21 protein-coding genes are annotated in these 23,051 nt (G+C 64.2%); 3 read left to right on the top strand and 18 right to left on the bottom strand.

Annotation, left to right across the window (positions count from 1 at the left end; all coding sequences use genetic code 11):
- Window positions 1-77: 77 nt before the first annotated feature.
- The 9 genes from phnN to EN852_RS23405 all read right to left on the bottom strand — a co-directional run bounded on the left by phnN (window position 78) and on the right by EN852_RS23405 (window position 10,209).
- Entirely contained in the window at window positions 78-704 is a 627-nt protein-coding gene (gene phnN, locus EN852_RS23365; RefSeq protein WP_189546118.1) for a phosphonate metabolism protein/1,5-bisphosphokinase (PRPP-forming) PhnN, read from the bottom strand.
- Complete coding sequence (locus EN852_RS23370; RefSeq protein WP_127877361.1) at window positions 701-1,840, bottom strand: alpha-D-ribose 1-methylphosphonate 5-triphosphate diphosphatase; 1,140 nt, start codon at window positions 1,838-1,840, stop codon at window positions 701-703. Before EN852_RS23370 ends, phnN begins: the two co-directional genes overlap by 4 nt.
- A 35-nt stretch (window positions 1,841-1,875) precedes the next feature.
- Window positions 1,876-2,583: a DUF1045 domain-containing protein gene (locus EN852_RS23375; RefSeq protein ID WP_127877363.1), complete on the bottom strand. Its 708-nt coding sequence runs from the start codon at window positions 2,581-2,583 to the stop codon at window positions 1,876-1,878.
- Window positions 2,584-2,816: 233 nt separating this feature from the next.
- Entirely contained in the window at window positions 2,817-3,629 is an 813-nt protein-coding gene (gene iolB, locus EN852_RS23380; protein WP_127877365.1) for a 5-deoxy-glucuronate isomerase, read from the bottom strand.
- Window positions 3,630-4,012: 383 nt separating this feature from the next.
- Complete coding sequence (locus EN852_RS23385) at window positions 4,013-4,225, bottom strand: DUF3329 domain-containing protein (RefSeq protein WP_127877367.1); 213 nt, start codon at window positions 4,223-4,225, stop codon at window positions 4,013-4,015.
- Between the two features lie 82 nt (window positions 4,226-4,307).
- Entirely contained in the window at window positions 4,308-5,222 is a 915-nt protein-coding gene (iolE, locus tag EN852_RS23390) for a myo-inosose-2 dehydratase (RefSeq protein WP_127877369.1), read from the bottom strand.
- Window positions 5,223-5,373: 151 nt separating this feature from the next.
- A complete protein-coding gene (gene iolD, locus EN852_RS23395) occupies window positions 5,374-7,224 on the bottom strand; it encodes a 3D-(3,5/4)-trihydroxycyclohexane-1,2-dione acylhydrolase (decyclizing) (protein WP_127877371.1) in 1,851 nt (616 codons plus the stop codon).
- A gap of 53 nt (window positions 7,225-7,277) precedes the next feature.
- Window positions 7,278-9,212, bottom strand: coding sequence for a 5-dehydro-2-deoxygluconokinase (gene iolC, locus EN852_RS23400; RefSeq protein ID WP_127877373.1), 1,935 nt, complete (start codon window positions 9,210-9,212; stop codon window positions 7,278-7,280).
- 151 nt (window positions 9,213-9,363) lie between these two features.
- Window positions 9,364-10,209, bottom strand: coding sequence for a MurR/RpiR family transcriptional regulator (locus EN852_RS23405; protein ID WP_189546120.1), 846 nt, complete (start codon window positions 10,207-10,209; stop codon window positions 9,364-9,366).
- A 158-nt stretch (window positions 10,210-10,367) separates the two neighbouring features.
- On the opposite strand from EN852_RS23405, the gene EN852_RS23410 reads away from it, so the two are divergent.
- Window positions 10,368-11,477 carry a Gfo/Idh/MocA family oxidoreductase gene (locus EN852_RS23410; protein WP_127877377.1) on the top strand — a complete coding sequence of 370 codons (1,110 nt, stop codon included), beginning with the start codon at window positions 10,368-10,370 and terminating at the stop codon, window positions 11,475-11,477.
- Window positions 11,478-11,553: 76 nt separating this feature from the next.
- Here the strand turns inward: EN852_RS23410 and EN852_RS23415 are convergent, their stop codons facing one another.
- The 7 genes from EN852_RS23415 to iolE (EN852_RS23445) are packed head-to-tail and all read right to left on the bottom strand — an operon-like array spanning window position 11,554 to window position 18,645.
- Entirely contained in the window at window positions 11,554-12,492 is a 939-nt protein-coding gene (locus tag EN852_RS23415; protein ID WP_127877379.1) for a sugar phosphate isomerase/epimerase, read from the bottom strand.
- Window positions 12,493-12,526: 34 nt separating this feature from the next.
- On the bottom strand, window positions 12,527-13,519 hold the full coding sequence (gene iolG / locus EN852_RS23420; protein ID WP_127877381.1) for an inositol 2-dehydrogenase: 993 nt from the start codon (window positions 13,517-13,519) through the stop codon (window positions 12,527-12,529).
- A gap of 59 nt (window positions 13,520-13,578) precedes the next feature.
- Window positions 13,579-14,397 (bottom strand): carbohydrate ABC transporter permease, encoded by an 819-nt coding sequence (locus EN852_RS23425; protein ID WP_127877383.1) that lies wholly within the window; start codon window positions 14,395-14,397, stop codon window positions 13,579-13,581.
- Entirely contained in the window at window positions 14,394-15,287 is an 894-nt protein-coding gene (locus tag EN852_RS23430; RefSeq protein WP_189341607.1) for a sugar ABC transporter permease, read from the bottom strand. The genes EN852_RS23425 and EN852_RS23430 overlap by 4 nt, the downstream gene beginning before the upstream one ends.
- A gap of 11 nt (window positions 15,288-15,298) precedes the next feature.
- Window positions 15,299-16,612, bottom strand: a complete 1,314-nt coding sequence (locus EN852_RS23435; RefSeq protein WP_127877385.1) for an extracellular solute-binding protein — start codon at window positions 16,610-16,612, stop codon at window positions 15,299-15,301.
- Window positions 16,609-17,706, bottom strand: a complete 1,098-nt coding sequence (locus EN852_RS23440; RefSeq protein ID WP_127877387.1) for an ABC transporter ATP-binding protein — start codon at window positions 17,704-17,706, stop codon at window positions 16,609-16,611. Before EN852_RS23440 ends, EN852_RS23435 begins: the two co-directional genes overlap by 4 nt.
- A gap of 27 nt (window positions 17,707-17,733) precedes the next feature.
- Window positions 17,734-18,645, bottom strand: a complete 912-nt coding sequence (gene iolE / locus EN852_RS23445) for a myo-inosose-2 dehydratase (protein ID WP_127877389.1) — start codon at window positions 18,643-18,645, stop codon at window positions 17,734-17,736.
- A gap of 529 nt (window positions 18,646-19,174) precedes the next feature.
- Here iolE (EN852_RS23445) and EN852_RS23450 point away from each other — a divergent pair.
- Window positions 19,175-20,647: a PLP-dependent aminotransferase family protein gene (locus EN852_RS23450; protein WP_127877391.1), complete on the top strand. Its 1,473-nt coding sequence runs from the start codon at window positions 19,175-19,177 to the stop codon at window positions 20,645-20,647.
- A gap of 127 nt (window positions 20,648-20,774) precedes the next feature.
- On the opposite strand, the gene EN852_RS23455 is transcribed toward EN852_RS23450, so the two are convergent.
- Entirely contained in the window at window positions 20,775-21,257 is a 483-nt protein-coding gene (locus EN852_RS23455; RefSeq protein ID WP_127877393.1) for a hypothetical protein, read from the bottom strand.
- 94 nt (window positions 21,258-21,351) lie between these two features.
- Between EN852_RS23455 and EN852_RS23460 the strand changes: the two genes are divergently transcribed.
- The gene (locus tag EN852_RS23460) at window positions 21,352-22,317 is read left to right on the top strand and encodes a three-Cys-motif partner protein TcmP (RefSeq protein ID WP_348643462.1); all 966 of its coding nucleotides are present in this window, start codon (window positions 21,352-21,354) and stop codon (window positions 22,315-22,317) included.
- Here the strand turns inward: EN852_RS23460 and EN852_RS23465 are convergent.
- Window positions 22,271-23,020, bottom strand: coding sequence for a DUF5131 family protein (locus tag EN852_RS23465; protein WP_127877395.1), 750 nt, complete (start codon window positions 23,018-23,020; stop codon window positions 22,271-22,273). The genes EN852_RS23460 and EN852_RS23465 overlap by 47 nt on opposite strands.
- Window positions 23,021-23,051: the final 31 nt, after the last annotated feature.

Raw genomic sequence — 23,051 nt, forward strand, 5'->3', positions numbered from 1 at the left:
GAGCGGAGCGTACTTAAGTACGTGAGCACCGGAAGCGCAGGGAGTCGCCACTTGCAGGCCGGCCTCACCTGAATATCTTAGATCATGTCCGACAGGTCCGAGAACGCCATCGCCTTGCGCAGCACCTCGGCGAAGCGTTCGCCGGCGATGTCCTTGTCGCCGTTGTTGTCGATCGAGGTGACGTCCGGTCCCGTCAGCTTGACGCTGGTGCTGCGCGCCAGGCGGGCAAGCACCTCGCCGCGCGATTCACGGCCGCGCGCGGCCAGCCGCTCGGCGAGGATTTCCGGCGTGGCGGTGATCTCGACCACGGCCAGGTTGGCGTAGCGTTCGCGCAGCGCCGGGATGACTGCGCGCGACACGTTGGCGACCGCGACATGGCCGTTTGCCACGGCCCAGTCGACATCGGCCGGCAGGCCGTAGCGCAGGCCGTGCGCGTCCCAGCACAGCGAGAAGGCGCCGTCGGCCTCCGCTTCGGCAAAGGCAGCGTCGGCCAGCGTGTCGTGGTCCTCGCTTGCCGCGTCGCTCGGCCTGGTGATGACGCGGCGCACGAATTCCAGCCGCGTCTCGCCGGCAAAGCGCTGCCTGGCGTAGCCGATCACCGTATCCTTACCGGCGCCGCTCGGGCCGACCACCGCGACGAAGACGCCGTTGCGGATCGGCAGGCTCTTGGTCAGCTCGCGCTCGATGAGGGCCGAGACCATCATGCGACCCGGCTGCCCTGCCGCCACACGGTGCGCACCACCGGCACGCGGTCGTCGACGCGCACGCGCACCAGGTCGGCGCGGCGGCCGGGCTCGATGACGCCCCGGTCGGTGAGACCGACCGCTTCGGCCGGGTTCTTCGAGACCATGGCGACCGCCTGCGGCAGCGAAATCCCTTCGACGACATCGCCGAGGAAGAAGGCCGACTGGATCAGGCTGAAGGGGATGTAATCCGACGACAGGATGTCGAGCAGGCCGTCGGCGGCAAGCGTGCGCGCCGAGACATTGCCGGAATGCGAAGCGCCGCGCATGACGTTCGGCGCCCCCATCAGCACCCCGAGCCCCGCCGCCTTCGAGGCCTTGGCCGCTTCTTCCGTCGTCGGGAACTCGGCGACGCGCACGCCCTGCTCGATCGCTTCGTCGACATGGCCGGCGGTCGCATCGTCATGGCTGGCCAGCACGATGCCGCGCTCCCGGCAGGCGGCCGAGATGAAAACCCGGTTCGGGCCGGAATTGCGGGCCGATTCCACCATCCGCTTCTCGCAGAATTTCTGGAAGTCGCGGTCGGTCAGCTTCAGCTTACGTTGGTAGTAGTAGGCATAGGTCTCGAGGTTGACGAACTGGCGCTGTCCGGGCGCGTGATCCATCAGCGAGGCGAGCTTCACCCGCTCGTCAGTCTCGAAATTGGCGAAAGCCTCGAGGCAGTCCGGCGCCGAGACCTCGCAGCGCAGGTGGATGAAATGGTCGGCCCTGAGCCGATCCTGGCGCACGCTGTCCTCGATCGCGTCGGCCAACTTGCGCACGTCGTCGGATTTCAGGTCGGCGTCCTCGTCCATGCCGACGCGCAAGGCGTCGAGCACGGTGGTGATGCCAGCGGTCGCCACCTGGGCGTCATGGGCAAGCACTGCGGCGATCGGGTTCCAGCGCACTTTCGGGCGCGGCGCGTAGTGGCCTTCGAGATGATCGGTGTGCAGCTCGACGAGGCCCGGGATGATGTAGTCGCCGCCCATATCCTCGCCGGTGCGGGCAGCGCCCGGCTCGAGGGCGGCAATCAGGCCGTCGCGCAACAGGAGCGATCCCTCGACGATTTCGTCGGGCAGCACGATGCGGGCATTGGTGAGAACTGTTTCGGCGGTCATCTCAGGCGTCCTATCTCGGCGGTCGGTCAGTCAAATCAGGCGGTCTTGCGGGCCTGGCCACGGCCAAGCGCATGGTGGGAAAGCACCATGAACGGCGCGCCGGGTTCGCTTTCGACGAACAATGTCAGCGCATCCACCGGCACCGGCTGGCGCAGCACATCGGCGAACAGGCCGTCGATCGCTGCGCGAAGGCGTGGGCTTTCCTCTGGCCCGACACGCCCCGACAGCGTCATGTGGAAGCGGAACGTGTCGAAGACGTAAGGATAGCCCCATTGGCAGAGGTTGCGGAACTCGTCCGGCTTCAGCGCGTCCGGGCTGCGGCGCTCGATCTCGGCCTCGGTCAGCGGCGCGCGGAAATTGTCGAAGGCGCGCACCACCTCGCCGGCGAAGCTGTTGAGCGGCGCGAACTGCGTTTCCGGCACCAGCGCGAAGAAGCCGTCGATCTGCCCGACGACCAGGCGCGGGATGACGACGGGCGGCGTTGCTTCGGCAAAAGCATCGATCGCGGCGCGCAGCGAGGCTTCCGTCTCGTTCGGCGCCAGCCGGAACGGCGCCTTCAGCGTCGCATGGAACCCGTAACGCCTGGCGGAGGCGGTGTGGAAGGCGACCTCGGCGGCGGACAGATCGCCCACCGCCTCGACCGGCCGCGTCGCCGCGCCGAACGGGTCACGGCCCAGCCAGTTGGCGGCAATGCGCGCCAGCTTCTCGTCCTGCCCCGGTGTGTAGTAGATGGCGTAGCGCATCGGTGTTCCTCGTCAAGCGCGCCGCGCCGAAGGATCATGCGACGCGCTTCAAGTCATTGTCCTGGCAAGTCGTAGGCCCAAAAACGCCGGAGCGCTTGCGGCGACATGCACCGGAACCGCTGCCATAGGTGATTTCCATGACGGATTGACGAAGCTTTCATGGGTTTTCGAAGGCAAGTCCAGCCGCAGGCTCGTTAGCCGATGATTTTCTCCCGGCTGGACCAATCCGCCGGTCAGGCCTTCATCAGCCACTCATGCTCGGCCGCGTTGTGGAATTTCCACGTCCGCTTCGGTCCGGCCATGACGTTGAGATAATAGAGGTCGTAGCCGTGACAGGCCGCGCAGGGGTGATAGCCCTTCGGCACCAGCACGACGTCGCCGTCCTCGATCGCCATCGCTTCGTCCAGCTCGCGCACGCCGTTGCGGTCGGCATCAGTGTAGACGCGCTGGAAGGCAAAGCCCTGCGGCGGGTTGAGCCGGTGGTAATAGGTTTCCTCGAGATAGGATTCGGCCGGCAAATTGTCCTGGTCGTGCTTGTGCGGCGGGTAGCTGGACGTATGGCCGCCGGGCGTGATGACCTCGACCACCAGCAGCGAGTCCGCCGGCTTGCCCTCGGGCAGGATGTTGGTGACGTAGCGCGTGTTGGTGCCCTTGCCGCGCACCTCCTGGCCGAGATCGTCAGGCCCGATGACGCGCACCGGCAGGCCGCCGCTCAAACCCGGCGCCGAGCAGACGGCGAGTTCCAGTTCGGTGTCGGCGGTCACCGACCATTCCGTGCCTTGCGGCACATAGACCGACCAGGGCTTTCCCTCGAAGGGCGACATGCGCTCGCCGAGCAGGCCGAGTTCCTTGCCGCCGGCGGTCGCCTTGCCCTTGCCGGTGACGAAGACCAGGCAAACCTCGCGATCGCCCGTCTTGCTCGACGCCGTGTCGCCCGCTTTCAGCCGATGCAGGTCGAACCCGACAAAGGTCCAGCCGGCGCTTTGCGGCGTGACATGTGCGACATGGCCGTGGCCCTTGTCGGCCTTGACGACGAGTTTCGACATTCTTGTCTCTCCTATCCCTATTCGCTCTGGCGGGGTTGGCGACCCAGAGATTTCATCAGCTGAGGAGTCCGGCGCAAACCTTCGCGATTGGCCGTGGCCTCCAAAAACTTCGTCATCCTAGGGCGAAGCAGGAGCGAAGCTCCGTCGCGAAGACCCTAGGATCCATGCCGTTCCCTCAATCGAAGGGCGCAGCGGAGCAGAATTCTGCACCGTCACACTACCTTCAAAGTCATGGCATGGATCCTAGGGTCTGCGCTGCGTCGCTGCGCTCCTTGCTCCGCCCTAGGATGACGAAGCGAGAGGCGTTCGGGCCAATCGCCATCACAAGCGATCCGCCGGACGCACAAGTATCCGACCCACAAAACGTCCGCGCCATCGACCACTCATTCCTTCGGCTCGGCTGGGGGCTTCACTTCCTCGGCCGGCTTGTAGAGATAGAAAAACTGCCACACCGCATAACCGGCGAAGCCGAGAGCGATGACGCCCCAGAAGGGCGTGCCGGAGGCGAACTCGATCACCGACCAGATGAGGCAGACCGAGACGACGGCGATGCGTCGCCACAGCGGCCGGAAGAAGGGGTGCTCATAGTCTTTCATCGCGCCAATCCAGGATTTGCCCAAAGCACAACGGATAAACCGCGCGCCCCGACTAATCCATCATCCATGACGAATCCGCCGTTCAGGCCGGAAACCCTTGCGTCTCCACCGTATAGCCGGCGGCCGTCATCACCCGCATTAGCTCCTTGTGACCGACCTGCGCCATCTTGAGCGGCGGGTTCTTCTTCGGATCCTGCTCGGCCTCGACCACGAACCAGCCCTCATAGCCATAATCGGCGAAGCGCTGGACGATGGCGCCGAAATCGAGCGAGCCGTCGCCCGGCACGGTGAAGGCGCCGAGCGCCACGGCGTCGAGGAAGGACTGTTTCGTGCGGTCGAGCCCGTCGATCACGCGCATGCGCACGTCCTTCACATGGACGTGGTTGATGCGCTTGTGATGGTTGTCGATGGCGCGCAGCACATCGCCGCCGGCAAAGGCGAGGTGACCGGCATCGAGCAGCAGCGGAATGCCTTCGCCGGAATGGCGCATGAAGGTGTCGAGCTCCGGCTCGGTCTCGACCACCGCCGCCATGTGATGGTGGTAGGACAGCGGCATGCCTTGGTCCGCGCACCATTCGCCGAATTCGGTGACGCGGCGGCCATAGGCCTTCATCTCGTCGTCCGAAAGTTTCGGCTTGGTGGCCAAAGGCTTGGAGCGGTCGCCCTGGATGGAACGGCCGACCTCGCCATAAACGATGCAGGGCGCGTCGACCGCCTTGAACAGGTCGATCATCGGCTGGATGCGGTCCTTGTTCTTCGCCAGCTCCTCGTTGACCAGCGTGCCGGAGAACCAGCCGCCGCAAAGCGTGACATCCGCCTCCTTCAGGATCGGCAGCATCACCTTGGGGTCGTCGGGGAAGCGGCGGCCCTTTTCCATGCCGGTGAAGCCCGCCGAGCGCGACTGGCGCAGACACTCCTCCAGCGACACGTCATCGCTCAATTCCACGAGATCGTCGTTCCACCATGCGATGGGGGACATGCCCAGTTTGGCTTTCAAGTCGTCACTCCAAATGTCGGTTCGTTTCTACCCTCCCCCTTTGTGGGGAGGGTCGCTGCAAGGCAGCGGGGAGGGGGCAGCGCCGACCCCCACCCGGACCTTCGGTCCGACCTCCCCACAAGGGGGAGGTAGGGGATCTGCGCTGTCAGCTTCAATCTCCGATCTTCTGCATCTGACGCTTTTCTTCGTAGACTTTGCGCGCAGCGTTCACTTGCGGCCGCGACGAGACTTCCGGCACGGCGACATCCCACCAGTGGCCGCCGGCCTCGGTCGAAACCAGCGGATCGGTGTCGATGACCAGCACCGTCGTCTTGTCGTTCTTCTTCGCCTTGGCCAGCGCCGTCTCCAATTCGGCGATCGAAGCGACCTTCTCGGCATTGGCACCCATGCTTGCCGCATGGGCGGCGAAGTCGACGTCGGGCAGCACCTCGTGGCGCGCGTCCTTGAGCAGATTGTTGAAGTTGGCGCCACCGGTCGCCATCTGCAGCCGGTTGATGCAGCCATAGCCGCGATTGTCGAGCAGCACGATGGTGAGCTTCAGGCCAAGCATCACCGAGGTGGCGATCTCGGAATTGAGCATCAGATAGGAGCCGTCGCCGACCATGACGACGACCTCCTGGTCGGGTTTCGCCATCTTGACGCCGAGACCGCCGGCGATCTCGTAACCCATGGTCGAGAAGCCGTATTCGGCATGGTAGGAGCCCGGCGCGCCGGCCTGCCACAGCTTGTGCAATTCGCCCGGCAGGCCGCCCGCGGCATGCAGCAGCGTGACGCCGGAACCCATGGCGCGCTGCACGGCTCCGATCACCTGAGCGTCCGACGGATATGCGGCGTTGGTCGAGGCCGTGACCTTGGCGGCGGCGGCCTGCCACTCCTTCTTGCCCTTCAGCGCATTGTCGGTCCAGGCGCCAGGGGCCTTCCAGCCCTTCAGTGCGGCGGACAGTTCTGCCAAGCCCTCGGCGGCGTCTGTGACCAGCGGCAGCGCCCAGTGCTTGCCGGCGTCGAAGACCTGGGTATTCAAGCCGATGATTGTGCGGCCGGCATTCTTGAACAGCGCCCAGGAGCCTGTGGTGAAATCCTGCAGCCTGGTGCCGACCGCAAGGACGACATCGGCCTCTTCCGCCAGCCGGTTGGCAGCCGATGTGCCTGTCACGCCGACCGCGGCCATGTTGAGCGGATGATCGTCGGGCAGCGAGGATTTGCCGCCCTGCGTCTCGCAGACCGGAATGCCGGCGCCCTGCACCAGCTTGGCGAGCTCGCTTGAGGCCTGCGAGTAAAGAACGCCGCCGCCGGCGATCACCAGGGGCTTTTTCGCCCCCTTCAGCGCCGCGACGGCGGCCGCCAACTCGTTGCGGTCCGGGCGCAGCCGGCGCGGCGTCCAGACGCGCTCGGCAAACAGGCTTTCCGGATAATCATAGGCCTCGGCCTGCACGTCCTGGCAGAGCGACAGCGTGACCGGACCGCATTCGGCCGGATCGGTCAGCACCTGCATGGCGCGGTTGAGCGCCGGGATGATCTGCTCCGGCCGCGTGATGCGGTCGAAATAGCGCGATACCGGGCGGAAGCAGTCGTTGACGCTCGCCGTGCCGTCGGAGAAATCCTCCGCCTGCTGCAGCACCGGGTCGGGCAAACGGTTGGCGAAGACATCGCCGGGCAGGAATAGGACGGGCAACCGGTTCACATGCGCGAGCGCCGCCGCCGTCACCATATTCAGCGCGCCTGGACCGATCGAGCTGGTCGCGGCCATGAAGCGCCGACGGAAATTGGCCTTGCCGTAGGCGATCGCCGCATGCGCCATCGCCTGCTCATTATGGGCGCGGAAGGTCGGCAGCTCGTCGCGGACCTGGTAGAGCGCCTCGCCGATGCCGGCGACATTGCCATGGCCGAAGATCGCCCAGACGCCGCCGAAGATAGGCACCTTTTTGCCGTCTATCTCCATCATCTGGCGGGACAGAAAGCGGGTCACAGCCTGCGCCATCGTCAGGCGAACAGTCTTCGTCATTTGTCGTTTCCTCCGGCTTTCGTTGACGCCGTTTTCTTATGCTGCCCGTGTTGTTATGCCGCTTTGCGGCCGCGCGCGGCAAGCCACGCTTCGGTCAACTGTTCGAAGCGGGACGCCATGTCGGCGACAGCCTCGTCGTCCGACATCCGGCCTCCCAGCCATTGTTCGGCGGCGTTGATGAAGATGGTGCGGCCGACAGCGAAGCCCTTTACGATCGGCGCATTCGCCGTGGCGGCAAACGCGGCGACCAGCTCATCCTGCGGCGCCTCCAGCCCGAGCAGCACGACGCCGCGGCACCATGGATCGTTCTTGACGATCACCTGTTCGATTTTCGCCCAGGCGCCTGCGGAAGCCTGCGGCTCCAGCTTCCACCAGTCCGGCTTGATGCCCAGTGTATAGAGTTCCTCCAGCGCGCGCGGAATGGTGGTGTCGTCGAGCTTGCCATGCTTGCCGGCGATGATCTCGACCAGCAGTTCTCGGCCGACTTTCCTCGCCGCCTCGAACAGCGCGCGCAGCTTCTGCTGCTGCTCGGCCTTCAGCGCTTCCGGATCGTCCGGGTGATAGAAGCACAGGCATTTGATGCAATGGTCGACCGGCCATTCGGTGAGCTGCGAACCGATGTCCTGCGAGAATTCGAAGCGCAGCGGCCGCGATCCGGGCAGCTCCACCGGGCGGCCGAGCCAGGCGAACGGATGGCGGGCGAACTCGAACATCGCATCGCGGCCATATTTCTCGTCGATCAGCATGCCGTAGCCGTCGCGGCCGGCAGCGACCTTGGCCGCCGCCTTGACGGTGAGCACCTTGAAATCAGGGATGCGGGAAACGTCGGCGCCGACTCTCGCCGCGACATCTTCCAACTGCACGCGATGGTCGCAGGCCAGCGCCATCAGCGAGGGAATGTCGCGCCGCCGCGTTGTCGCCCAATGGATATGGTTGATCGCCTCGTCCTTGCGCAGCGCAAGGTGCTTGCTGCCGTTCTTTAGGAAGAACTGCAGCTCCTCGAAAGTCGGATATTCCGGCGCGCAAAGCAGGCGCGACACGGCGAAGGCGCCGCAGGCATTGGCCCAGGTCGCGGCCGTGGCAAAACTCTCGCCGCCCAGCCAGCCGCGTAGGAAGCCGGACATGAAGGCGTCGCCGGCGCCGAGCACATTGTAGATCTCGATCGGGAAACCCTTGCCGACGATGCCGTCCTCGAGGTCGTCGCTGATCGGCCCGTCATAGACGATGCAGCCCTTGGCGCCGCGCTTCAGCACGATCGTGGCCGGCGACAGAGCGCGGATCGTCTTCAGCGCGCTCAGGCAATCGTCGGCTCCGGAAGCGATCATGATCTCTTCCTCGGTGCCCACGATCAGATCGCAATCGGGCAGCACCGTCTTCAGCTGCGCCGAGACGCGGTCGGACTTCACGTAACGCTCGAAACCCTCGGCATGGCCGGCAAGGCCCCAGAGGTTCGGGCGATAGTCGATGTCGAACACGACCTTGCCACCCTTGGCCTTCATCAGGCGGATCGCCTTGCGCTGCGCGGCATCCGAGTTGGGCCGCGAGAAATGCGTGCCGGTGACGACGACCGAGCGCGCCGACGCGATGAAAGCCTCATCGATGTCCTCTTCGGCCAGCGCCATGTCGGCGCAGTCGGAGCGATAAAAGATCATCGGTGAGACGCCTTCGCTCTCCACCGAAAGCAGCACCAGCGCCGTCAGCCGCTCCTTGTCGGTCTTCAGGCCGTCGACGGAGACGCCCTCGCGCCGGAGCTGCTCGCGGATGAAGCGGCCCATCTGCTCGTCGCCGACGCGCGTCAGCAGCGCCGAGCGCAACCCGAGCCTCGCCGTGCCGACGGAAATGTTGGCCGGGCAGCCGCCGACCGACTTGGCGAAGGAGGTGATGTCCTCCAGCCGCGAGCCGATCTGCTGGCCATAGAGATCGACCGAGGCGCGGCCGATGGTGATGACGTCGAGCGGCGGGTATTTCCCTTCCACGGCTTCGCCCATTCGATCCTCCCATCGGCCTTGTTGTGCAGAGCAGCGTCGTTTTGGACAGCGCGCCAGCGGCAGCGTCTATGGCCAATATGAAATATTAATTCCAATCTATAGTCAATATGGAATGAGTGTTCCCAAGGCGAAAAGCGCTCGGCTACGAGGCTCAGCCCTTGCGCCGGCGCCCGGCTTCGCGGCGCTTCTCGCCGACGGCGACGGTCAGCGCCATGGCCAGCGCCATTGTTGCCGAGATCGAGCGGAAACCGCCGAAATCGGCCTCGGCGACCTCGAACCAGATCTTGGCGAATTGCGCCAGCGGCGAGAAGGATGAGTCGGTAATCGCAACGATCGGCACGCCCTGTTCGGCGATCGCCCGCGTCTCCTCGATGGTCGCGGGCGCGTAAGGCGAGAAGCTGATGGCGATGACGGCATCGCGCGGCGTGGCGAAGCCGATCATCTCGGCGTTCAGCCCGGCGGCAGATTCCACCAGCTGGTTGCGGATCTTCAGCTTGCCCAGCGCATAGGCGATGTAGGACGCGACAGGATAGGAGCGGCGCTTGGCCAGCACATAGATGGTCTCGGCTTTCGCCAGGAGCGCGATCGCCTCCTGGAAATGCGCATCGTTCAACGCGCGCGAAATGTCGCTGAGCGAGGTGCTCGCGGCGGCGACGAAGCCGTCGAAGATTGCCCGGTGGCCGGCGCCTTCCTCCGCCTTGGCGCGCAGTGCGGCTAGTCTTTCGTCATAGGAGGAGTTGCGCTCGCGCAGGCGTTCGCGAAAAACCTGCTGCAGGCTGGTGAAGCCGTCGAAGCCGAGCTGCTGGGCAAAACGGATCAGCGTCGAGGGCTGCACGCCGGCCGAGGCGGCAATGCTCGCCGCCGTGCCGAAGGCGATGTCGTCCGGGTTGTCGAGCGCATAGGCGGCGATCTGCGCGATGCGTTTGGGCAGGCTCGCGCGCCTGTCCAGGATCGTCGCGCGCAGCGTTTCGAAATCGCGAGGCACCCGTTCGTCCATCGTCGCTCCGTCCGCGCCCATAAGGTCTGTCCCTCTCCTGCCTCATCATAGCGAGTTCGCGCAAGAACACCATAAAAAATGATTTGTATGTTCCATTCGCAGCAAAAATGGACTAATTCATCCATGTCAATTCTTACTGCGTCTCGGAGACAATCGACATGGTCGGAGTGGGCCTCATCGGCACGGGCTTCATGGGCAAGTGCCACGCCATCGCCTGGAACGCGGTGGGCACCGTCTTTCCCGATGTCGAGAAGCCGAGACTGGTGCATCTGGGCGAGGTGAATGACGAGCTTGCCAGGCGCAAGGCCGGCGAGTTCGGCTTCGCCAAGGGCTCCGGCGACTGGCGCGCCGTGGTCAACGACGCGGAGGTCGATGTCGTCTCGCTGACCACGCCCAACCAGTTCCATCCGGAAATGGCGATCGCCATCCTCGAAGCCGGCAAGCATCTGTGGTGCGAGAAGCCGATGGCGCCGAGCTTTGCCGAAGCCGAAGCGATGGCGAAGGCCGCTAAACAATCGGGCAAGGTCGCCGTGCTCGGCTACAACTACATCCAGAACCCCGCCATCCGCCACATCGGCGCGCTGCTCGAAGAGAAGATCATCGGCGACGTCAACCTCCTGCGCATCGAGATGGACGAGGATTTCATGGCCGACCCGGAAGCACCGTTCTTCTGGAAGCACGAGGCTTCGGCCGGCTATGGCGCGCTCGACGATTTCGCCGTGCATCCGCTGTCCTTGATCAAGGCGCTGTTCGGCCGCGTTTCCGGCGTCATGTGCGACATGGCCAAACCCTATGCCGACCGCAAGACCGCATCCGGCGCCCGCCGCGCCGTCGAGACCTACGACATCGCCAGCGTCTTGATGCATCTCGAGAACGGTGTCGCCGGCACGCTGCTGGTCAACCGCTCGGCCTGGGGCCGCAAGGGCCGCATCGCCATCCAGATTTTCGGCTCGAAGGGCTCGATCCTCTACGACCAGGAGCGGATGAACGAGTTCCAGCTCTATCTTACCGCCGACCGGCCGACCGAGCAGGGCTACCGCACCATCCTGGTGGCGCCGCACCATAAGCCCTATGATTCCTTCCTGCCGGCGCCCGGCCATGGCCTCGGCTTCAACGACCTCAAGATGATCGAATGCCGCGAGCTTCTGACGCGCATCGCCGGCAAGCCGGCCCGCATCATCGACTTCGACGAGGGGCTGGAGATCGAGCGCACCGTGCATGCCATGGCGCGCTCGTTCCAGGAACAGCGCTGGGTCGATGTGAGATGATCGAGCCGAAAACCGGCGCGACGGCCGGCACCGGTGGCGGCACCGGTCTGGGCGACGACGCCTCGGATCGGCCGCCTCAAGCCAGGTTGATGGCGACGTTGCGCAGCAGCGCCACGGATTTGCGCATGCCTTCCATCGGCGACAGCATCATGTCCTCGTGCTCGATCGAGAGCACGTCGTCGTAGCCGGCCTGCTTCAGCGCGGTGCAGAACTGCCGCCACCATGTTTCGCCATGGCCGTAGCCGAGCGTGATGTAGTTCCAGGCCCTTTCGGCAAACAGCGTTGGCGGCCGCGCATCGAGCACGCCGTCGATGCCGGCCGGCACCGGCTCGACGCGCGTGTCCTTGGCGTGGACATAGTAGATCGCCGAGCCAAGCTTGCGCACGGCGGCGATCGGATCGGCGCCCATCCACATCGGATGGCTCGGATCGTAGTTCGCGCCGACCGTCTCGCCGACGGCCTCGCGCAGCCGAAACAGCGTCTGCACATTGTAGACGGCCTGATGGCCGTGCAGTTCCAGGCACAGTTTGCCGATGCCGAGATTGTTCGAAAATTTCACCAGATCGCGCCAGTAAGGGATGATGCATTCGTCCCACTGGTAGCGCTGCATGTCGGCGCATTCGGGCGGCCAGTCGGTGATGATCCAGTTGGGGTTGGCGTCGCCCGGCCCTCCGGGCAGCCCGGACATCATCACCACGCGGTCGATGCCCATCAGGCTCGCCAACCGGATCGTGTCCTCGGTCACTTGCCGGTGCTGCTTGCCCTGCGGTCCTGGATGCAGCGGGTTGCCCGAGCAGTTGAGCGCCGCGATCGTCAGCCCGTGGTCGCGGACCTTGGCGACGAATTCGGCGCGGGCCGCAGCACTTTCCAGCATCGCCGCCAGATCGATATGCGGCGCCGATGACCAGTTGCCGCAGGCGAATTCCAGCGTCTCCAGCCCGAGTTCGGCCGAGGCGCGCAGCATCTCGTCGAAGGACAGGTTGCCCAGGCTGTCGGTGATCATGCCGATCTTCATTGTCGGAACTCCCGCTTGATTTCAGACCAGCCGCTCAGAGCTTTACCGGCTCGAACCGGCCGGACCGGGCCGACGCAAGCGCCGCCTCGCAGAGGATCATGGCCTTGCGGCCGTCGCTGGCCGTGACCGCCGGGCTGCTGCCGGTTTCGACGCAGCTGATGAAGTGGTCGATCTCCGCGGCGTAGGATTCGGCATAACGTTCGACGAAGAAGTAGTAGGGCTTGTCGCGCGATATGCCTTTGCCGCCATACATTTCCACCGAGGTCGGCAGCCGGTTGCCGGCCTGCAGCATGCCGTCGGCGCCATGCACCTCGATGCGCTGGTCGTAGCCATAGGCGGCCCTGACGCTGTTGTTGATGTGACATTGCCGCCCCGATGCTGTTCGCAGGATGAACATCGCGGTATCGTAGTCGCCGAGCTTCCTGTATTGCGGCGCCACCAGCGAGGAGCCGGTCGCGAACAGTTCGACCGGTTCCTCGCCCAGCATGTTCCGCGCCATGTCGAAGTCGTGGATGGTCATCTCGCGAAAGACGCCGCCGCCGCCGGCCAGCGCTTCCTCGGTTTCGGGTTCGGGATCGCGGCTGGTGATGATGACCTGCTCGACGGCGCCGATCTCGCCGCCGTCGAGGCGCTCCTTCAACGCGCGGAAGCTCGGATCGAAGCGGCGGTTGAAACCGATCTGGAACGGCACGCCGGCCTTCGCGACCGCGGCCAGGCACTCGTCGGTGCGCTTGAGGTCGAGGTCGATCGGCTTCTCGCAGAAGATCGCCTTGCCTTTCGCCGCCGCTGCCATGGCGAGGTCTGCGTGGGTGCGCGTCGCCGATGCGATGAACACCATCCTCACCGACGCGTCGTTCATCACGGTCTCGGTGTCGGCGATCTCGGCGCCAGTCGCGGCCGCGACCTTGGCGGCGGCTTCCCGGTTGGGATCGACGATATAGCGCAGCCGCACCTTCGGGTGGCGCGCGAGATTGCCGGCATGCACCCTTCCGATCAGTCCCACCCCGAACAGACAAACATCCATCATGCGTTCAACTTTCCTGTGCGGCCGTCCCCGACGGCGAGTTCAACATGCCCGGCCGGCGGTCACTTCACGGCGCCCATGGTCAGGCCGCGAACCAGGTGCCGCTGCACCAGCAGCGCGAAGAAGACGATCGGCAGCGCTCCGATGACGCCTGCGGCGGCCATAGAGGCCCAGTCGGTATCGATGCGCCCGATGAGCGTGGCGGTGCCGCGCGGCATGGTCATTGCCCGCGGCGTCGCGGTCAGCGCCAGCGCGAAGAGGAATTCGTTGAAGGTCACCAGCACGGCGAAGATGGCGGTGGCCGCCAACCCAGGCGCTGCCAGCGGCAGCGTGATGCGGCGGAAGGCGCCGAAGCGTGAATCGCCGTCGACCATGGCCGCCTCCTCGAGATCGACTGGGATCTCGCGGAAAAAGCTCTCCATCATCCAGACGCAGAAGGTGACGTTGAAGGCTGTGTAGGTGGCGATCAGGCCGAGCCAGCTGTCGAGCAGGCCGAGGCTGAGCATCAGCAGATAGACTGGGATCAGGATAACGACCGGCGGAATGATGCGCAGCGTGAGCAGGAACAGGCCGACCTTGCGCTCCGCGGCGAAGGGCAGGCGGAACCTTGCGATCGCGTAGGCGCCCATCGCGCCGAAGACCAGCGCTATCGCGACCGAGAAGAAGGTGACCACCAGCGAGTTCGTCAGGTAGGAACCGAACTGCTTTTCGGTGAACAACCTGACGTAATTGTCGAGCGTCGGCACATGCGGATAGAGCGTGCCTTCCTGGGTGATCTCGCGATTGGACTTGAGCGAGGTGGACACCAGCCAGTAGATCGGCAGCAGCACGACTGCCAGCACGAAGATGGTGGTGAGGATGCGCGCCAGACGGGTGCTCATGACGCGTCGATCCTGCGCAGGAGTCGTATGGCGCTGAAAGCGAGCGCGAGCACCACGAGGCCGATCGTCACGAACAGCGCCGCCGCGTATCCGGTCTGCTGGAACTTGAACGCGGTGTCATAGCCATAGATCGAGATCAGCCTCGTCGCTTCGCCCGGCCCGCCTCGGGTCAAGACGAAGACCTGGTCGAAGGTGCCGAAGGCGTCGATGGTGCGCAGCACGATGGCAATCGCCAGCACCGGCCGCATCATCGGGAAGGTGAGATCGGCAAAGACGCGCCAGGACCCGGCGCCGTCGACGCGCGCGGCCTCGAACGGCTCGTGCGGCAGCGACTGCAGGCCGGCGAGCAGGATCAGGAACATCAGCGGCGTCCACTCCCAGACGTCGAGCACGACCAGGCCGATAAAGGCATTGAGCGGGTTGCCGAGGATCTGGACCCCGCCGCCGCCCATGGCTTCCGAGAGCGCCGTCAGCATGCCGGCGTCGCTGGCGTAGATCAGCCTGAACAGGATGGCGACGACGACCGGCGTGATCACCATGGGAATGATCAGCACCGTCCTGAGCAGCCGTATGCCGCGGAATTCGTGCAGGCAGAACAAGGCCAGCGCGAAGCCCAGCACCGCCTCGATCGACACCGAAAGCGCCACGAACTTGACCGTGACCCACAGCGAGTTCAGGAACTGCGCATCGCTCCAAAGCTGCACATAGTTGTGAAAGCCGACATCGGCGACCGGCGAGCCATAGCGGTAAGCCCTGGTGCTGGCGCGCAGCCCGTCCCATAGCGGATAGACCAGCACGCCGAGCACGACCATCAGGCCCGGCGCCAGCATGAGGTATGGGAGGGCGAGGTCGAGCCCCGCCCCCTGCAGGCGATATTTGCGTGCCTGCATGCCGGTTTGCATCAGTAGTACCCGGCCGTGGTCAGGTAGTCCTTGACCTGCTTGGCGGCCGTATCCAAAGCCGCGCCGCCCCCGGAGCCTGCCTGCAAGGCCTTGTTGAGCTCGATGCCGAGCAGTTCTTCTACCTTCGCCCAGTCGGGCGTGCGCGGCCTGGGCAGCGCGCCGGCGTCGAGCTGCTGAAGCGCGACCGGGATCAGCCGGTTGCCGGGCTTGGCGACGCCGAAGGCGCTGCGCTTGACCGGAATAGAGCCCGCTTCCGAGAGCTTGGCCTGGGTTTCCGCGCTCACATACCACTTCAGGAACTCGATGGAGTTCGCCTTGTTGGGCGCCGATTTCGGCACGCCGGCGATGAAGATGCCCATCTGGGCGATCGCCTTTTCCTGTTTCGGCACGACGCCGAAATCGAGCTTGCCCGCCACCTTCGTCTGGGCGGGATCATCGGCCTTCAGCGCATTGCCCGAGTATTGGATGATGGCGCCCGCGTCCCCGCCGAGGATCGCCGCGCCCTCCTGGTCGGAATCGAACTCCACCACGCCGCTCGCCGTGTTCTGCTTCATCGTGCCGACGAAGAAATCGGCCGAAGCCTTGCCTTCGGCCGAATTGAAGATCGGGTTCCACTTGTCGTCGAAGAAGGAGCCGCCGAACGACAGGAAAACCGGATACCAGCTGGTGACGATCGGGTTGCCGGAAACGCCGCGGAAGACGACCGGATACTTGATCTTGCCGGCGGCGACCCCTTCCTTGCCCTTGGCGATCACCTCGTCCCAGGTCTTCGGCGCGCCGCCGGTGAAGACGTCGTTACGATAGGTCAGCGTCTGCAGGTCGCCGACGAAGGGCACGCAGATCAGCGTCGGCTTGGCGTTCTCGAAGCCCTTGACGCGGGGCCCATTCTGCGGCGGCCAATAGCCCATGTCGATCATCGAGCCGATCCAGTCCTTGTCGGCCCCGTCGATGCCGCCGGCGCCGAGGTCTTCGAGCACGTTGGCGGCGCCGAACTGCGGCACCCACGGGTCGTCGAGCAGATAGAGGTCGTACTGGCCGGCGCCGCTCTGGGCGTCGGCGAACCACTTTTCGAGCGTCACCCCGTATTCGTCCTCGAGGAACTGGATGTCGAAGCCCTGTTCCTTGGCCAGCGGGATGATCTTTTCCTTGAACGGCGTCAGGCCGCCATCGGCGAAGGCGCCGATGATCACTTTCTTGCCGGCCGCCTTGGCCGGCACCGGCAGGCCGAGCGTGGTCAGCGCGGTGGTCGCCAGGGCCAGGCCAAGCCCGCCCTTGATGACGGATCGGCGAGTAAGTCTGCTTGAATGCATCATGTCACTCTCCCATTGTTGTTGACCCTGTGGACGGCCGTCAGGCCGGCCGAATTGAAGAAACAGGCGTTCGCCGGGTCGAAGGCGACGCCGATGCTTTCACCCACCACGCCCCGGAATTCGCGGCCGGCCCGCACCGAGACGTTGCCGCCTTCCAGGCGGACATTGACAAGCGTCTCGTTGCCCATCGGTTCGACGACGTAGATTTCGCCCGGCAAAGCGTCGGGCGTGTCGGCCGCGGCAGCGCTGCAATCCTCCGGCCGCAGCCCGATTTCGGCGATGGAGGCGGCGCGGCAGGCAGCAAGCCGCGCGGCGTCCAGCGGGACGACCTTGCCGGCCACGACGACGCCTTGCTCGGAAAGCGCCGCCGGCAGGATGTTCATCGGCGGGTTGCCGACGAAGGTGGCGACGAAGCGGTTTGCCGGGCGGTCATATATCTCGATCGGTGGCGCCATCTGCTGCAGCTCGCCGCCATGCATGACGGCGACGAAGTCGGCCATCGTCAGAGCCTCGACCTGATCATGGGTGACGTAGATGGTGGTGGCGCTGAGGCGCTGGCAGAGCCGCTTGATCTCGCCGCGCATGGTGAGCCTGAGCCGCGCGTCGAGATTGGAGAGCGGCTCGTCCATCAGGAAGGCCGCCGGGTCGCGCACGATGGCGCGGGCCAACGCCACGCGCTGGCGCTGTCCGCCCGAAAGCTGGCGCGGCCTGCGGTCGAGCAGGTGGCCGATCTCGAGAATTGCGGCGACCTCGCCGATCTTGGCCTTTCGCCCGGCATCCGGCGTGCCGCGGATCCACAGCGGATAGCCGATGTTCTCGGCGACCGTCATCTGCGGATAGAGCGCGTAGCTCTGGAAGACCATGGCGATGTCGCGGTCGCGCGGCTGCAGCCGCGTGACGTCGCGCTCGCCGATAAAGACCTTGCCCGCGCTCGGCATGTCGAGCCCGGCCAGGATGCGCAGCGCCGTCGTCTTGCCGCAGCCCGAGGGGCCGAGCAAGGCGAGGAATTTGTGATCCGGCACGGCAAGGTCGAGCGACCGCAGCACGTTGAGCGCGCCGAAGCTCTTGACCACCTTCTGGTACAGAACCGAACTCATCTCCCTCCCCGGCGCCCCATGCTTTCTTCAGGCCCTCCGTTCGTGGACATAGAAGCCCGCGCCCTCGGCCAGCTTCTTGAGATTGCGATACCCCATCGTGGCATAGGTCAAGGGGTGCGCCTTGGCCGGGTCCTGCTCAGCCTCCACCACCAGCCAGCCGGAATAGCCCTGGCCGGCCAGGATCTTGAGCAGCGTCGGATAGTCGATCGCGCCGTCGCCGGGCACGGTGAAGATGCCTTCCATCACCGCGCCCATGAAGCTCATGTCGGCCTCGCGCGCCTTCTTCAGCATGGCCGGGCGCACATCCTTGCAATGCACATGCACGACACGGCTCACATGCCGGCGCAGCAATTGCTCCGGGTCGCCGCCGGAGAAAGCGCAATGCCCGGTGTCGTAGAGCAGGCCGACCGCCTCGCCGGTCGTGTGCATCAGCCTGTCGATCTCTTGGTCGGTCTCGACGATCGTGCCCATGTGATGGTGAAAGGCCATGCCGACGCCGAAATCGGAGAAACGCTCGGCGAGCCTGGTGATCTTTTCGCCATAGGCCTTCCATTCCCCGTCCATCAGCTTCGGCCGCTGCGAGATCGGATCGTGGATGGCGCCATGCCGTCCGCGCGAGGTGTCGGCATAGACGACGCGCCGGGCGCCGAGGTCGCGCAGCAGCGTCAGATGCGGCCGGATCGCCTCGAACTCTTCGTCCACCTCCTTCTCGCAGATGCGCCCGTCATACCAGCCGGAGACCAGCGCCAGCCCGTAATGGTCGAGGATGGGCCGAAGCGTGCGGCTGTCGCGCGGAAACTTGCCGCCAAGCTCTGTTCCCGCGTAACCGGCTTCGGCGGTCTCGCTGAGGCAGGTCTCGAGCGGCGTGTCGCCGCCCAGCTCCGGCACGTCGTCATTGGTCCAGGTGATCGGGTTGATGCCAAGTCGAACTGTCGTCATTGCTCACTTTCCGCCCCGCGGCCGGGACGGCTGCGGGGTATGAGTTTCGGGAGGAGATGGCTGCTGGCGGCGGGATGCAAAGCCCGCCCGTTTTCGCTCGGCCGGTCGCCCTCCCAGTGCCTCGGCCGAACCTGTCTTTCCGTCGACGTCTTACCCCAACGTCACAGGGCGAATTCTACCCCGCTCTGTCTCCCTCGCGAGGGCCAGTTTTGCGGAAAATGAAGGAACCAGTTTGTGTTGGGAGGCGGGTGTGGCAGGATGGGGAATGGGCAATCTGGAAATCATCGAGCGCCAGCGCGAGGCCCCCCTCTCTGGCCTGCCGGCCATCTCCCCCTCAAGGGGGGAGATCGGATGGCGCGTCGGCTTTCGCCAATCACCAACGTTGCAAAGAGAAGCGAGGCGCTCGAACTGCCAATCTCCCCCCTTGAGGGGGAGATGTCCGCCAGGACAGAGAGGGGGGCGAAGGAACTCGACGTCGAAAGCAAGCCGTGTCTCGGCTCACCAGCGCGCCTACGGGTGGGCGTAACCCATGCGCCCGCACCCCAAACCCCAACCCTTCCCACTCGACACGCTCACCGTGAACCGCGCCAACCCCGAGCATCTCTCGCGCCAGCTCTATCACGGCCTCGTCGCCATCATCCGCAGCCGCGCGCTTCCCCCGGGCTCGGAGCTGCCTTCCACCCGCGCTTTGGCCTCCGAGCTCGGCCTTGGCCGCAACACCATCGTCGCCGCTTACGATCAGCTCGTCACCGAAGGTTATCTCGCCAACCGCCAAGGCGCCCGCCCGGTGATCGTCGACCTGCCCGAGGGCCCGCGCGAGTCGCCGCGCGAGGAGCCGCCGGTGCCGCTGCGGTCACCCTCGCTGCGCGGCCAACAGCTACTCAGCCAACCCTATCATCACGGCAGGCCGGGCCATGTCGCCTTCCACCCCGGCATGCCGGATGCGGGAAGCTTCCCCTTCGGCGTCTGGGGCCGTCTGGTGGCGCGCCGCGCCAGCCATGGCGGCGAGACGCTGTTCGGCACCTATGACGTCACCGGCCACCCGGCGCTGAAGGAGGCGATCGCCGGCTATCTCTATTCCGCGCGCGGCGTGCGCTGCAGGCCTGAGCAGATCGTCGTCACCACCGGCGCGCAGGCCGCTTTCGACCTTCTCGCGCGCCTGCTGCTCGACCCCGGCGACACGGTGTGGATGGAGGAGCCCGGCTATTACGGCGCCAAGGCCGCCTTCACCGTGGCCGGCGCAAGGGTCCTGCCGATTGCGGTCGACCAGGAGCGCGGCTGGCGTCTCGATGCTCCAAGTTCTTCGCCCCGCCTCATCTATGTGACGCCGGCCTGCCAGCATCCGCTCGGCATCACCATGCGCATGGAGGAGCGGCTGCGCCTGCTCGACATCGCCGAGACCGCGAATTCCTGGGTGATCGAGGACGATTTCGACGGCGAATACCGTTTCCAGGGCCGCCCCGTGCCGGCGATCCAGAGCATGGACCGCTCCGGCCGCGTCATCTATGTCGGCACCTTCGCCAAGCTTCTGTTCCCGGCGCTGCGCATCGGCTTCATGGTGCTGCCGCCGGAGCTCGCCGGCCGCATCGTCAACGCGCTCTCCACCACCGGCCAGTTCGCGCCGCTGCTCCTGCAGGCCGCCTTGGCCGATTTCATCACCGAAGGCCATATGAGCCGGCATCTCAAACGCATGCGCCGCATCTACGCCCAGCGCCGCCAGCTTTTTCGCGACATCGTCACCGAGCGCCTGCGCGACGAGATCACTCTGTCCCCCGCCGAGGCCGGCATCCAGGTGGTGGGCTATCTGAGGGACGGCATCGACGACATTAAGGTCAGCCAGGCCGCGGCAAAAAGGGCGATCAACGTCTCGCCGCTGTCGAAATATTTCCAGAACACCGCGCCGACCCAAGGGCTGGTGCTGGGGTATGCGGCGTGCGACGCGGCGCAGACAAGGGATGGGGTGGAGCGGCTGGCGGCGGCGATAGGGGAGACGCTGGGGTGAGGGGGCGATGGCCATGCATCTGGGCGCAGGCCGTAGAGATATCGAATCAGTCGACCTAGAGCCGAAGGCTCGGTTGGGACCTGACGGAGTGACGGAGTTACGTGAACCAGATACCTTCGATCGCTAGCTACCTTGCAAGAAGTGCGAGCATCCATGCGGCGACAGCCGGCAGGCTGGCCAGACTTGCATCCAGGGCTTTCGTAGCTAGTGTACCCAAGGCGTCAGCTGGGATATCTCGCAATTTTGCCACGACTTTCGCTTTAATGGTTTCGTCCTCGCCGGAAGACTCAACCCTTGAGATGAGGAGTTCTCGCAACGTATCCCCATGAATCCGAACAGTCACGACACCAAGGATGGCGCCTAGGCCACCGTCATCAGCAATGAAGTCGAGCCCCTTTGCAGTAATAGACGCCTGCATCGGCGTCCTGCCTTCGCGGCCGTTGTGCCAATGAACAGAAACTAACCCGTGTTCCTCAAGGTAGGCCAGGTTGACGTCTAATCTGTTTCCACCTCCTTCAAATGCCTTTGCAACGACTGTGCGTTGAGGGTAGCCCTCAGAAAGAATACCCAAAATCGTCCGCTGCAAGTTGCGGTCCAATAGTTCGCCCATGCTGCCCACCGTCAGTGACCTATATCTCGATCAAATCATAGCTTTGTGAGGAAAAGCAACCGCCCCCCGGTGGTAAATTTAGGCATCGAGATCATTGGGTATTGCTATCAGCATTTCAAAACGCGATGTTGCCCTCTTGGCGAGAATCGCGATGGCATCTGATCACGAATTCGGCAATCTATCTACTGACCTTAAGCTGTCCCTCGTGGAAGGCTATTTGAGAGCGTTCAGTCATGCCCTGAAGTCTAAGTTTCCGGAACTCTGGTATATCGATGCCTTTGCAGGAACCGGCGAACGCACGGTCAAGGTAGCTGGAGCTGCTGCTACGGACATATTACCCGCCATCGAAGAACGCATTGAACGTAGGCGTGGGTCGGCCCGCATTGCATTGGACGTCTCTCCGGGCTTCAGCCGCTACGTTTTCATGGACAAGAAAAAACGGCATTGTGAAGCGTTGGCAGATTTATCCAAGGAATACCCGGGTCGGCTAATTGAAATTGTTCGTGGAGACGCGAACAAAGCGATTGAAGCAGAACTTGCTTCGCAGCGCTGGATTGGCAAGCGCGCCGTGATGTTTCTCGATCCCTATGGAATGGATGTCGCATGGTCGACGCTTGAGGCAATACGGAAGACCGAAGCGATAGATGTATGGTATTTGGTATCCCTCGCTGGACTGTTTAGGCAGGCGGCCCATGACCCCAAGAATCTGACCCCTGAAAAAAGGATAGCACTCACGCGGATGCTTGGTACCGACGAGTGGGAGGAAGCATGGTATAAACGTGCGGAGCATACCGACTTGCTGGGGAACATCGATGAGGTCCATCAAAGGACTGCAGATGTTGCCGCGATGGAGAAGTTCGTTGGCAAGCGCCTGGAAAGTCTTTTCCCTAAGGTCTTGCCCCCGCGTCGTCTTCGCAACGACCGTGGCGTACCGATGTTCTCTCTCTTCTTGGCTATATCAAATCCAGAGCCAAGAGCTATAGGATTGGCCACAAGAATAGGAAACCATATCCTTAAGGCATCGATGGAGCAGGCATCTCGTCGTAGATTCGCCCGTTAAGAGTTCGGCCGGCGGCTTTTTTGTTTCTCCCGCCCCACTGCTTGAAAAAGAATGCAGCGCCTGCTGAGCGACACACCTGCTCAATCTCATTGACCCAAACCGGGTTCATGAATCGCGATTTTGGGCCGCTCTCTCCGCCAACAATTGCCCAGTGGATATCTTTCAGGTTAGCAGCGGCCACACTTCCGATTAGCGGTTCGAATGAAATGAACCGTATTGCTGACGGCACTTGACGAAGTTCGTCGATGCGATGAAGCACCCGACTGTCCTCGACACTTGTGCCGAGCCACACGTTGGGCAGTCTCGCTAACTCGGGAACGATGTCGATCATTCGGTCCGGCCGCTTTGTCAGAATCTGGTAAGTATGCCGAGGCGTCTCGGACATTACTCTCCAAACAGATGCGATGAAGTCCACCGGCACATCGGAATGAAACAGGTCAGACATCGAGTTGACGAATACACGCCGTGGCTTCGACCATGTGGCAGGGATCGCTAAGGAGTTACGATCTAGATAGATTTTGCCAGTCCACTTGGCGCGCCCGCCCGACTTCCGTGTGAGGCCGGTATATTTCTCGGTGCCCATCGCTTCGAGCCTGGCAGCCATACGCATTGCGTAGCAGTTCGTACAGCCAGCGCTCAGCACCGTGCATCCCGCAACGGGGTTCCACGTCGCATCAGTCCATTCGATCGATGTCTCTGCCATTTCGTAGTTCTCCCGTGGGAGAATGGTTAAT

The organism is Mesorhizobium sp. M2E.F.Ca.ET.209.01.1.1 (genome assembly GCF_004010375.2).
Classification (GTDB): domain Bacteria; phylum Pseudomonadota; class Alphaproteobacteria; order Rhizobiales; family Rhizobiaceae; genus Mesorhizobium.